This is a genomic window from Butyrivibrio sp. MB2005, from assembly GCF_000424285.1.
Classification (GTDB): domain Bacteria; phylum Bacillota; class Clostridia; order Lachnospirales; family Lachnospiraceae; genus Butyrivibrio.
This window is the reverse complement of record NZ_AUJP01000008.1, coordinates 184,505-198,233: the sequence shown is the minus strand read 5'-3', so window position 1 is coordinate 198,233 and position 13,729 is coordinate 184,505. Positions and strand designations below refer to the sequence as shown.

Annotated in this window: 9 protein-coding genes and 1 pseudogene; 1 reads left to right on the top strand and 9 read right to left on the bottom strand. The window is 35.4% G+C overall.

From position 1 onward, the window contains the following. Nucleotides 1-6: 6 nt before the first annotated feature. The 4 genes from G610_RS0104410 to G610_RS0104395 form a co-directional block, all read right to left on the bottom strand. The gene (locus G610_RS0104410) at nt 7-1,824 is read right to left on the bottom strand and encodes a thiamine pyrophosphate-binding protein (RefSeq protein ID WP_026523817.1); all 1,818 of its coding nucleotides are present in this window, start codon (nt 1,822-1,824) and stop codon (nt 7-9) included. 81 nt (nt 1,825-1,905) lie between these two features. Next, nucleotides 1,906-2,490: a hypothetical protein gene (locus G610_RS0104405; RefSeq protein ID WP_026523816.1), complete on the bottom strand. Its 585-nt coding sequence runs from the start codon at nt 2,488-2,490 to the stop codon at nt 1,906-1,908. Between the two features lie 96 nt (nt 2,491-2,586). Beyond that, nucleotides 2,587-3,609, bottom strand: a complete 1,023-nt coding sequence (locus G610_RS0104400) for an acyltransferase family protein (protein WP_026523815.1) — start codon at nt 3,607-3,609, stop codon at nt 2,587-2,589. Between the two features lie 18 nt (nt 3,610-3,627). Continuing rightward, nucleotides 3,628-3,981 (bottom strand): hypothetical protein, encoded by a 354-nt coding sequence (locus G610_RS0104395; RefSeq protein ID WP_026523814.1) that lies wholly within the window; start codon nt 3,979-3,981, stop codon nt 3,628-3,630. A gap of 893 nt (nt 3,982-4,874) precedes the next feature. Here G610_RS0104395 and G610_RS19675 point away from each other — a divergent pair. Further along, nucleotides 4,875-6,253 (top strand): annotated as a pseudogene (locus tag G610_RS19675) (IS5 family transposase). A gap of 294 nt (nt 6,254-6,547) precedes the next feature. Here G610_RS19675 and G610_RS0104380 read toward each other — a convergent pair. The 5 genes from G610_RS0104380 to G610_RS0104355 all read right to left on the bottom strand — a co-directional run bounded on the left by G610_RS0104380 (nt 6,548) and on the right by G610_RS0104355 (nt 13,729). Further along, entirely contained in the window at nt 6,548-8,011 is a 1,464-nt protein-coding gene (locus tag G610_RS0104380) for a hypothetical protein (RefSeq protein WP_026523812.1), read from the bottom strand. Nucleotides 8,012-8,072: 61 nt separating this feature from the next. Continuing rightward, the gene (locus tag G610_RS0104375; protein ID WP_155830950.1) at nt 8,073-9,506 is read right to left on the bottom strand and encodes a DUF6020 family protein; all 1,434 of its coding nucleotides are present in this window, start codon (nt 9,504-9,506) and stop codon (nt 8,073-8,075) included. A 599-nt stretch (nt 9,507-10,105) separates the two neighbouring features. Beyond that, complete coding sequence (locus tag G610_RS0104365) at nt 10,106-10,948, bottom strand: decaprenyl-phosphate phosphoribosyltransferase (protein ID WP_242829613.1); 843 nt, start codon at nt 10,946-10,948, stop codon at nt 10,106-10,108. A 16-nt stretch (nt 10,949-10,964) separates the two neighbouring features. Next, complete coding sequence (locus G610_RS0104360; RefSeq protein WP_026523809.1) at nt 10,965-12,467, bottom strand: hypothetical protein; 1,503 nt, start codon at nt 12,465-12,467, stop codon at nt 10,965-10,967. Then, complete coding sequence (locus G610_RS0104355) at nt 12,464-13,729, bottom strand: hypothetical protein (RefSeq protein ID WP_026523808.1); 1,266 nt, start codon at nt 13,727-13,729, stop codon at nt 12,464-12,466. The genes G610_RS0104360 and G610_RS0104355 overlap by 4 nt, the downstream gene beginning before the upstream one ends.

Below are 13,729 nucleotides of genomic sequence, written 5' to 3'. Positions count from 1 at the left end.
GTAACCTCACTCATCCAGCAACGGAATAATCATCAAGTCTTTCAGTTCCTCTCTGGGAAGAAATGGAGCCATATCTTCCATTGGCGGTGATACCAAAGTTCCATCAGGCTTCCTCATTGCAGATGGCTTAGGCTCGAATGCCTGGTCCACGTCCACAAATACTTCGCATAATCCATAACCTTCAAGCTTCATGAATTCAGACAGCTTCTCACCCATTTCTCCATTGCTATGAATCTGCATATATGGCAAACCATATGCATCAGCAATCTTGTGCATGTTAGGGAAGCTCAGATCCCCTGATTCAGGACCAACACCTACTTTAGAAAACTCCGGAAAGAGATTCTTCTGAGTCTGGCGCATTGAGTGGTATCCGCCATTATTTATGATAAATATCTTAATCGGCAATTTATGGAAAACAACTGTCTGGAGTTCCTGCAAATTCATCTGAATACTGCCATCTCCCGAAAGACAGATAGTGGGCCTTTTCTCTCCTGCAAAACATGCACCAATTGCTGCAGGAAGATCATATCCCATACTAGCGCATCCACTATTGATCAAAAATCTCTGTCCACTCTTTATAAGAAAGGCATTTGCACCAACAACACATGCACTACCATTTGCGGAAGCAATTATAGTATTCTCCGGAACAAGAGGCCATAATTCATTCATAAAGCAATATGCATTGGCAAAATCCCCGTCAGCATAATGCCTCTTCTTGTCTACTACAGGATACTTGTCCTTCCAGTTCTTGCATATATCAAACCAGTCTTCCTTACGTTCAAGGGGCTGTGTTAATGTCTCATCCAGCCTCTCCAGGAATACTTTAGGATCACTTCTTACAGGAAGCTCCACATGAACTCTGAATTTAGTAACCTCTAAGGGATCCGGGTGAACCATGACAACATATGCCTCTCTTGCCCAAGACTCCGGTGTAAAGCCAACCTGACGCATACCCAATCGGCTTCCTATTGTAAGCACAAAGTCACTATTCTGAACTGCCCAGTTACCATACCTGTTACCAACATCGCCGGCTCTACCAACATAAAGCGGATGATCCTCTTCAAGAACATCTATTCCATCAAAGCAAGTGACAACCGGTACGTTTAGCTTTTCTATTACTTTTCTAAATAATTCATAAGCCCCGGCTGTTCTAAGTTCCGGGCCTGTATATATTACAGGGCGCTTAGATTCCTTAATCTTATCTATAATGAATTTAATAGTAACGTCTGAAATCTCATGCGGTATGGTGTTTGCCATCTCGCTCTCATTAAACTCAACAAACCTGTCTTCCTCTATCATGGCAGACTGTACATCCTGCGGAATATCAAGCCACACAGGTCCCGGTCTTCCGTGTTCTGCTAAATACATAGCCTTATCAAGATGATATTTCACCATCTCCGGTCTTGTAATCATCTCGGCATATTTGGTCATAGGGGCAACGACTTTAACTATATCAAATTCCTGATCCCCAAGAATTCTCATATTTTCACCGGTACTTCTAACAGTAGTCTGATATTTCACCTGACCGGAAATCACAAGCATCGGAATACTATCAAGCCATGCTCCAAGAACTCCTGTAAGGGTGTTAGTACCACCGGGGCCTGTTGTGCAGCAGACTATCGGCAGTCTGTTGTTAATTCTATAATATGCCTCAGCAGATATAGCTGCTGCCTGCTCATGTTGTACAAATATGTTAGTAAGTCCCTCCTGATGTCCGAAAGAAACATTTAAATGCATTGCTCCGCCACCCGGAACAGTGAAATTATGGCTTATTCCTTTCTCAACCAAATAATTTGCAATAAAATCTGATACTTTTACTTTCATTAAAATTCTCTTTTCACTCCCTATATAAATATACAATTAGTAATAGAACAAATTCGCGTAGTATATAATACCATATAAACATTATCTTAACTCACTCACATACACCATTGCTTCAAATCCATCTTCTTCTATAGGAATTCTTCTTGTTACTGATATTTTTTCCTCTATTTTCTCTTTAGGTGTATAACCCATCCAGTAGAAATCCATACATATAATTTTTGATGTCTCCTCCGTTATATATTCTTGAACTTTATCAAGCGATACAATTCTATTATTCCATTCAGTAAGATGATCATCTGCATCTTCATCTCTCCGTGCAAATCCACCATTTTCATAATCCAAATAAAATCCATGTGGAGGATGACCTGCAACATAATACGCTCCATATTTGTCTGGAATTGCAATGATAGTATTGTTGTCTATGCCTCCAATAAACAATCCTTTTTCTACTAGTCTGTAATAGCTTTCATGTTCTCTACTAACAACTACTCCATCAGACATATTCGATTGCGCACCAACTATCGCTCTATTCTTTCCAACTATTATAGCATCGTTCATTTTTAATGAAATATAATCAATATTATAATACGACTGAATTGCAAAAATGATACTTAACGCCGTTGTGGTTGCAAGCTTTGTTGCATAGCCATGCCGTATAGCAAGCATTAAATCCGCACAAACTAATACTAACCAATATGTAATCACTATTGTGTAGATTTCCAACTAAAAATATTAAAAATATAATAAATAACACTTCATCACCTATCTAACCGAAATTCTCTTTTTGCCAATATTCTTAACGCACTTTTCCCAAATAACACATGTAATAAGTGTAAAAAAAGAAACAAAAATAATTCCTATAATAGTTTGCTTAGTATTTAAATTCTCCATATGCACTATCTTTATATTTGTTATCTTCAAATATACAAATTCAAATAAATATAGCCATAAAGAATGCATCCCAAAAGCGACTAAAGAATTACGTCCTAGTATCTGCAGCCACTCAAGGTTTACCCCTATCTTACTAAATATTCTACATAACAATTTGGATAAACTTATGATGCCAACACTACCACAAAATGCAACAGCTATAAACAGACCTATATCATTGCCCATGGAATAATTACAAATATTTATTGCTTCAGCGCTATAGCGGGCATAATAGTAGACAATTGCAACTCCTATAACAAAGGTTATTACCCAATTATTATCATCTAATATATAGTCCTTGAGTATCCATCCAATAACATAAAATGTCAGCCCTATTAAAGCAGTATCCATCTTCCACGGCAGCCTGCCATTTATCACGCTAGCGCAAATTGAATATAAATAATACATAAAAAAAACAATAATCGCAACGCATATTAACCATTTATTTTTATCGCCTTTAATATAATAATCAATAAACCTGTATAGCAATTTTACCCAAAATAAAGCAATCAAAAACCATATCTGTCCAACATGAAAAATCTCTGGCTGAAGAGAATTCATCGTAGATTTTATTGCTGCTAATGTTATTCCCCCTCTCCAAGCAGGAATCATCATAGAAACCGCACCACCGATGGCGCAAAAGCAAACAAACGGCACCAATATACTCTTGAACAGTTTGGAAATTGAATATTTTCTATCTGCAAACACCCCACTAATCAAAAAGAAAAAAGGCATATGAAAAGAAAAAATCATCTTCATAGGCAAACCACCATATGTAAATAAGTGTCCTGCTATTACAAGAATTATTCCTATCCCTTTGCAAACATCAATATATACGTATCGTTTTGTGCTCATATTGTTCTACCAACCTTATTATTTAATCTCGTAGTTCATCAGATAAATAGGATATGAATCGTTTATCTGTTCTACTCCATCACAATACCATTTCCAACATATTATTACATTCTCATAATCCATATCATCAATACTAATGTCAAACTCAAACGGGAAGAACTCTCCTTCATAAATTGGAATTGAATAAACTTCCTTTTCTTCTCCATCATACTTCACGGAAACTGCAACTTTTAAATCACATCCGCGATACCAATCTCTACATCTTCCAATATAGATTCCACCACTGGCATGCACGCCATTTTTTATATTATACCTATGAACAAGCGGCAACTTCACTAGTGAGTTCTTCTTATCAGACTTAACAAGGTGCATTAACGCCGTCTTGGCTTGATTTTGAAATGCGCTATAATCTATTCACTTCATCGAATCAATATAAAATCCAAATTTATTATAGTCTGAAAGATTTTTTTACTAAATCCCTCAAAGGAGCAAAAAGAATATATCCCTTCACTATTATCAATTTCATCCCACATCTGCGTTTCTATAAACAACCTATTCTCATTTTCTATAGAATCAAGATACGAATACCTATATACTCTAGAATTTTGAGAAAAAAGTCCAGCTATTCCGGCATTTACCGCCAAATCACCCAGCATAAGAAATGTACCATTGTCAACCTTATCTATACTTTCATCCCGATCGTGGAAGACATATCTTATATTTTTCTCTAGTGCATCATCTGTCACAAATCTAAAAGAAAAATCATTACCTTTAAAGTCATATGCTATTTCAACCGGAATCTTAATAAGATTAACACTTATTAGTCCAACAAGTAATATCCACGCACAAAATAGAGTTTTTTTCTACCGATAGCATTTAGATATCCAACTAATTCAATACCAATTACAAACGAACAAATCGTTAAAAGTATGTATCCAGGCACAAAATATCTTGCATATCCCGTGGTCTTGGCCCATAAGTAAAATGAAGTAATAAAAATAAACACTAACGAAAAATTTGAAAAAACTATATTTCTCTCACCCCTAATTCGCATCAAAAGGGCAAATATAAGGCTAATCAGTACGTACTCAACAATTAATAACCCTTGATATTACTGACTTTGCGGGCTATTCGTGAGATAATAGATGCAAGGAAATCGTAGATTTTACATCAAAAAACCTTGCACTTCTCACACGGAGATTCCCATGTATAAAAAGAATCAAAATCGTCAAATAACACTCAAAGATTTCAATCAGCCTTTATGACTGAAATTGGATCCTGAGAATAAATGGATAAAGAAAGCTCCATGATTCCATGGGATGCTATCGAAGAAGAATACGCTGGTCTCTTCCCTTCGGAATGTGGAATGCCTGCCAAACCTTTGCGAATGGCATTAGGAGCTCTTCTGATACAGAAGAAATATGATTATTCTGACAGAGAGCTCGTAGAGCAGATCCAGATGAATCCGTACTACCAGTACTTCATCGGACTTCATGGATTCCAAATGGAACATCCATTTGCACCATCATTGCTTGTTGAATTCCGCAAGCGTCTGACTGAAGAAAAGCTGACAGAAATTAATGAAATGATCATTGAAAACAATAAGCATGACGATAGCAACACTCCTTCAGATGGCAACAATAGTGGATCTTCAGACGAAGATCAGCCTGATAATAGCAACGCCGGAACAATGATCATAGATGCAAGCTGTGCTCCACAGAATATCGAGTTCCCGCAGGATGTAAATCTCCTGAATGAAGCCAGAGAGAATCTCGATGCTATCATCTGCTCCATCTGCTATGTGTACAATCTCAAAAGGCCAAGGATGTGCAGAGAAAATGCAAGAAAAGATTATCTTTCGCTTGCAAAGAGCAGAAAGAGGAGCGCCAAAAAGATCCGAAAAGCCATAAAAAAGCAACTCCAGTACATCCGCCGAGACAGAAAGTACATTGACTGGCTCGCAAGCTATGGCTACTGTCCAGATGAAAAGCAAATGGAGCGGCTTGCGGTATTGGACAAGCTTGTTGAACAACAGCCGTACATGCATGACAATAGCACCCATACGGTAGAGAACAGGATAGTCAGTATTTCTCAGCCATACATCAGGCCAATCGTCAGAGGCAAGAGCAAGGCGCCTGTTGAATTCGGAGCTAAGCTTGACCTGAGCGTAGAGAATGGTCTTGGCAGAATCGAAAAGATATCCTTTGAGGCATACAACGAAAGTGAAGTGCTGATACCTGCCATTGAACGATACCGCGAAAGAAATGGTCATTATCCGGAAAGGGTTCTTGCAGATAGGATATACAGAAACAGAATCAATCTCGCATACTGCAAAGAACGTGGAATCAGACTTGCTGGACCAGCACTAGGCAGACCAGGTAAGGATGCAGTTGTTGACAAGCGTACAGAATACATTGATAGCGTAGACAGAATAGAAGTCAGGCGTAAATTTGGATTATCAAAACACAGCCATGGACTGGGATTGATAATGACAAAACGTGAAGATACAACACGTAGCTCAATTGTTCTGTCGATTATATCAATGAACCTGGATAGCCTGCTAAGGCTTTCTTTGTTCCAAAAATTGATTTTGATTTTTTCAAGGTACAATTGTTGTTATATTTTATGCGAAAGCATCGGCTGAAAAATCAGCCGGTTGCTGAGCATACACTATATAGGGATGCTCCATCCTTTAGAAGCGGCATCCAAAAGAAAGCACCTATTATGCGGCCTCCCCATCCCATATAGTTGTGATAGCACCATTCAATTATCTATCTGTCGGAATGTATAATTCGTTCCATGAACATCAGGATTTGAATATCCATAACTAAGTGATGCGTTGCCAAAATCATCAAAATACATTCCGACATGCCTATGATGCGCAATAACATACATAATAAACAACAAGAACAGTACTATTTCTATAATTCTTAATACTTTATTCCTGCTCACTGTACTTAAATGCATCTATCGGTTTATCCTCCAGTAACATCATTCCTTCATAGGCATCAAAGTATTTATATACGCTTAACCTATATTTTCTCATCACATCAATTGCATACATGGAAGCCTCTAAGGACGTTCTTAGCGGCGTTGTTCCATTTTCTACAGGCATATAATCCTGATCATCAACATACAAATACTTTTGCATGTTTGCATAATATGCCTTCACTCCCGGAGCTCTCTTGTACTGTTTAACTGTGCCCCAAATAAAAGGTATTACCATACATAACATAAAAATTATTAGTATTGACTTCCTAATACCTTTCACATAAGAGAAACAATATCCAATTATCCATATTGTGGCAATTGAAGCCATACGGGTATGTACCCAATACCACTCGTTAATTAGCCATACACCTTCTTTAGCTCCGGTATTCCATCTACTGGCACTTGCTAAAAACCATACAAAATATGCATATCCAATCATGAACAATGGCAACCATGTTTTCTCATACATCTTTGCCCAAAAGAAGCAAATAATTGATGCAACTATTACAAAAAATACCAATATTCCAACTAACGCATAAGTCTTTACAGGAATCAAACCATCATAATAAGGAGCAGAACCTATCACAAAACTAGCACTGTATATAAGTGCTCCTCTAGCCAATTCGTATGGAGATTTTAGCATATCAATTATACTAGGAGAAATATTACCACTATTTACATTTCCATAGCCTATAAGCTTATATTCAAAAAAATAACCCACAGAACAAATTGCCCAAAACAGCATGATTATGAATTCAGAGAAATCAATTTTTCTGTTCTTAATCCATAACGCTATCACGATACAACATGACACAGGTATAGCTGAAAAAGAGTAAATAGTGCCAAAAACATTCGTTCCAACCAATATAATCAGCATAGTTTTGCCTATGTTTTTCTTATCTTTGCAAGAATGAAGCACCTTGTCATAATAAACAAGAATCAGGAAGGAAAAAAGCATTCCCAAACGAACTTGCATGTCCATTCCTGACAAGCCCTGCTGCATTGGTCCAAAAGCAAACGCGCTCATAACAATAGTCATCAAGTAAAACATTGCCTTATTAAGAATTTTCCCGTCTGAATTGTCACCCTTCGAAGATAAATATACACACACAACACAAAAAACTACTGTGTTTATTACATTTATCACTTCTTCAAAAGCCACAGAAAATCGAAAAAGAACAACATTTATAAAAAAGATAATATTCGCTCCAAGCATCCCGTGCTCAGTATATGAATTGATAAAATCACTTAATGTAAGCGTTCCCTGATAATAATGTTCTGCTATATGTAAAAAGTCAAAAGCTGATAAATATGGTACTTCAACAAATGTCTCTGCTATGTATACAATATAGAGCAACGATGTTAACACTATGATACCTACTAACACCCCGGCCTTACCAATCTTTCTCATAAATAACTTTCCTCTCTTTTTAAAGTCTTATCTCATACCTTTGTTCTTTTTTATTCCGGGCTCATTTATTTATCAGCAATTCCAATGAATATCCCGCAAGCAATGGTATAGCAAATATAATTCCCATATAATATCTACCATAATCATTTACAGGAGACATTACACATACCGCTATCAGCAAGATAATTGGAATAAACGGTATTACTGCAAAAATATTACTTTTTCTCATCACCATGCACACCAAAAGAATAACTACCCATGTATAAAAGCCAAATGAATAAAGCAAATTATATGGCAGCTGAAACGCTAAAATATAATTTCCCAAAAAATTCCTAAATTCACTGGTACTATCGTGAAATGATATATTTAAATTACCATATTCTCCGGCAACACCTATATTTATATACAAAGATGGAATTCGTCCTCCTGGTAATCCATTAGTTGGTGCGTCATCTACAGTAGTCGGGACATTTGGGACTATAGAAAAATAGCCATATCCACCTGCGCAGATACTTTCTAAAAAGACAAATGGATTCTTTTTCAGTAATTTCCAATATAATTCCCAAAAACCATTCTCTTTCGCCTTTGTATTATTAAACGAATTTTTAATTGGATCTGATAAATACGGATTATAGCTTTGGGAAACTCCCTCATATCCAAATGGAAAACACTCGCCAATTATCATTTTTTCTTCTTCGGACAATGTATCATCATGATATTTTGCAACTCTTGCGACAAATTGCAGCGGAATCGATAACCCTTCCGAAGATCCAGCAAAGAATTCTTGCCCAAAATATCCCCTGGCTATAGTCTTGTTTGTTATAGTTCCGGATAGTAATACTAAAACTAATACTGGTATAAGGATTAATAGCGTTCTTATTTTTGATGACTTTATGTAAGCATAAATGCCTAAAGCAACCAATACCAATAGGAAAACGTATATCATTTCTTTTCTATATAGGCAGCTTAACAAACTAAAAGTGGAAAACAACAATACATTTGTTTTTTTAAACGACTGAGTCTCGGAAATATTATTATAAAGTCTTAAAATCATAACGTACGCTAGTAATGTGAGCCCATAATTAACAGTATCCTTCATAACACATTGAACAGTCGCACCAAAAAAAGGAAATGCAGAATAAAATGAAATTGCTACATAAACCACCCATCTAGGAATATTCATCCTTACTAACTCTTTAACAGAGGCAGTACAAGCAGCAGCACACACAAAAAATTGCAGCATTGTATATATAAATATTCCCCTATTATCGAAGCCAAACAATAACTTACCCAGATCGACGCACTTTCCTGCTATTAATGTTGAAAATGGCGGATGAAATTGCAATGCTAAATATCCATAATACTGTTCTAATTGATATGTCATATCCCAATACACCGATCCTGGATAAAAAGCAATTAGCCACGGAGCCCAACACAAAGAAATGATAAAAAAAGTTATTACACACACTCTCTTATCATTAACCTGCTTTTCCACATTGCTCTTCCTGTTTATATAAGAAGTTACTATCTTTAAATAAAAAAATCGAAAGCCATACAAACAGCAGCATATTAATACATATGAACAAAGAAAAAAGGCCACAAATTTCATCCATAAATACGATTCACCAATTATTGAAAAAGAATTGTATTGATATAAATATAATCCTATAGCCTGTAATAGCGAAAAAATAACCGAAATGATTGGCACTAATTTTATTTTTTTTCGCATTTTATTTCCTTCCTGTAATATCAGACTAAAGTAGTTGATGTATGAATCCATTAAGAACCTATTTAGTGTCGGTAGCTATCCACCTAATATTTTGCACCTATGTAATAACAAACGTGCAAAGAACAATGAAGTTCTGAGAGGTAAACCTTTCGATTATCTATAACTCTCACATAACGCCTTGAACTCAAATTTTGAGAGTGCAACCAGTTTCTTTGAAATGTTTGCTCCCCAGTAACCGTATCCTACCTGTACAACTTTCATTTTTCTCTCCTAGCTTTATTTCTCCGGCATTTGTTTTTTGCAAGTAAAATTCCCTTAAACAGCTTACTTTTATTGTCTTTTTGATCACTTATAATTTATTCCTCTCAAAAAATATACAAAAATAGAAAAACATATACCGCATACATAATAATATAAGTCATTAAAGACTTATCGTGAATAATAACCTCGACTGGATCTCCATCAGAATCACCTTCAATATCAAGGCTATAGCACATAAGCAAAACAATAAAAAAAGGAACCGTCCATATCATCCTGGGATTAGGCATTTCAATCGACCACAATGCATAGAACACATTCACTAAGGCAACACAAACGTACATATTCTTATCAAGAAAGCTCTCATTATAGTACTTTAATACTTCTCTGGAATCAGTCTGCCCCCGCAATTCATTTCTTCTTTTACCAAGTCCCATATATAAGCTACCCGTAACAACAACCAAGTATAGCCATTTTGAGATAGTAACCCCTGTTACCAGTCCTCCATAAATCACTCTTATTACAAAACCTGTCGCCAGGATTACAACATCTATGACCGGCTTATTTTTTAATCCCATGCTATATAGCACGTTCAATAATAGATACCCAAGTAAGCAAGCTGAAGCAATATAATTACCAATGAGAGTTGATACCGAAATAATCACTACAAGCAACACCACGGAGCACAACGCTGCGCTTCTTATGCTGATTGCTCCACTAGCCAAAGGTCTGTTTCTTTTAGTTGGATGATTTCTATCTTTTTCTATATCGCGATAATCGTTTATGATATAGACTACTGATGATAAAAAAGAAAAAGCTATAAATCCTAAACATGCATTTATAATTCTATTTTTTTCGAAAATCACTCCCCCAAAAAACATTGGAAGAAATACTAGCACATTCTTGATGTAATGCTTTACTCTCAATAGTTTTAATAACTGTTTCATCATTTTCTTCACAACAACCTCAGCAAACAACCGCACCTAAAATAGGCACCCCGCAATTGTTACAAAACTCTATCACCTTCGCTATTTGTTCATACTTAGAATTATTCTTTTTTTCCACCAAAACCACAGCGTCCATTTTATCCAGTTTCTGTATTTCAGTCGAATCCTCCATAAGGTTATTACAAACATCAACCCGTTCCAAAAAGTCTGACGGTATCAAATGCTCCACCATTTGTCTTCTTAAATCTTTTACAGAATTATCCTCACAAGAACCAATAATGCATATATTCCTATAATTATCTTTCCGCGCAGCCAGTTCTATACTTGTTAAGGCTACCTCAAAATTATCCTGTTCATTTATATCATTAAGTTCCGCAAAAAGAGGAACTCCAAAGACATTTCGTATATCTTCTGCCAGGCGCAAGCACGAAGAAATTAAGTACATAAACGCATATATAAACACCATCATAAAGAATCCGGCAAGGAATCCGGCTACAATGTACTTCTTGTTTATGCTCTTAACAACACTCCTCTGAGTTACTGTAGAAGAATACTTGCTTATTATATCTTGAACACTATTTACATCAGAAATATTACTCATATCTGTCATAAGTTCTTCATCTATCAACTCAATAAGCGCATTAAAATAATCCTGTTGCGTTCTGGGAATATTAGTCTTCAGATAGGTCATATTATAAGTCAGTGATTGCAGATAATCACTATTGGCTCGCTGCTTATTCAGAAGTTCCTCATTTTCTCCTATACTATAATACTCATCAACAAAACTAATACTATAATTATATGTTTTGTGTATTTCACTGTCTAATTCTTCCATCTTTTTTTGGAAAATGTTCATAACTGTCTGACTATCAGTCTCATCAAGTCCTAGTACAGAAATGGCCATCACACTATCTCCATCAATATCGACACTGATAAATTCCTTTACCTGACTTTCAGTATATTTATCACCTAATTCCTTGGAGATATTAGCTACCGTCTCTTTATTCAGAAGTGATTCTTCATATATCGCAATAATATTTTTAGCATCACTTATTAGCAATTCAGAATCAGAATTTTTTTCCTCTTCTATATCAGAATCATTCTTACTATAAAAATACCCTTCTACTGTTCTAAATGCGTGCGAGTAATCATCTATGGAATATAACGCTGTAAAAGATGACAAATTATAAGCATCGAAATTCATAAGCGCTGATGACTTCGTATAGTCAATCGTTTTAATATATTCTTTCATATAAGAAAGATAAGCATTTGCACTTGTCTCGACTTTATTAGCATCAATGTCAGATAACCCTTCCCTTAAAGAATTTAAATTATAAATAGTATTATATCTTGCATCATTTGAGCCATCCCCAGTACTCATCACCACGCTAGACTTGCTATAACCATATGTACCCAAAAGAACTGTCCCTAATAATGCAACAGCTAATATATTTTTCCATTTTAAAGATATAAACAACACCATATCCTTAAAATCTATTTCAATCTTTTCTCTATAATTCATAATTTGCCCTCGTTAACACAGTGACCATTAAATTTATCAGTTGCACCAATATATATACCTATGCCTGTAAACAATACAAACGATAAATTCATCCAATACTCCATATCTACAAAAAGACTCAGTACTATCATGCAAAAAGAGAAAATAGCAACCCTTCTTATAGTATTATCTTTTGATATTATTGCTGATATACTGATCTTTATAAATACTACAGCATATAAAGCAGCTGATAACAATCCATAATCATACAAAATGGATAAAAGTGTATTTTCTATAGGTCCAGCGTATTCACTTGCAGCATTAACCCCTGTCAATTCTGACATTGAATTTTTAATTGCATAATAACCATGTAATTGTCCTCTTCCCAAAAGCATTTCGATAATTGTTCCTTCGGGATACAGTTTTAAAATCTCTCGTATAGCAAGAACTCTGGTGCCTATACTATAATCATTTCCTAATGAAAAATCTCCTTTTATCACTCTGAAAAGAGCGCCAAATCTTGTAACTGTTATAACAAATATATTGAATAAAGCATTCCTAAACACAACACCCAATAACAAACCACAAATAACCACGCCAACAATCAATACATTCCTCTTGTTACTATCTATTGTACGAACTCTATCAACCACTATATCCCTGTGAATAAAAACATATAGTATAACAATAAAAAAAGCCATTATCATGCATACTCTCACTGAAGTCAGCACTATACATACATTGGCTATAACAATTCCTGCTATCTTCATATATACATTATCAATATATAAAACAGAAATAAGCAAAAGCACTATCATCGCATCTGCCTCCAGAACGGGATTCTGAAATGCTGCGCTCATCCTCTCACCATTCTGAAATACCTGTACATAATGAAAAAGCGCCATAACACTCAACACCATCAGGGCTTTCCACACTAATACATAGTTCTCTTTTATATTATCGCTTACATTACCAATAACATACCCTGAAAAGATTAGTAAATATACCGAAACTGAAAATTTATCCGAAAAAGGCTCAGTTCTGCTAAATATCCTAAAATATACTGTTAGAATGCCCATAAGAACAACTATAATAGGATGCTTTCTTATAAAACTTATTAACAGACGAACTGATTCCTTTAATCCACTCAAAAATATGAACGCAATAACTAATGCTATATGTAAGTATCCATCGCGTGAATAGTCTAAAAGGGATATAATTATAGATACTAATAATCCCAATCCTAAATAATCTTTCCATAACACTGAATTATTTGATTTCAT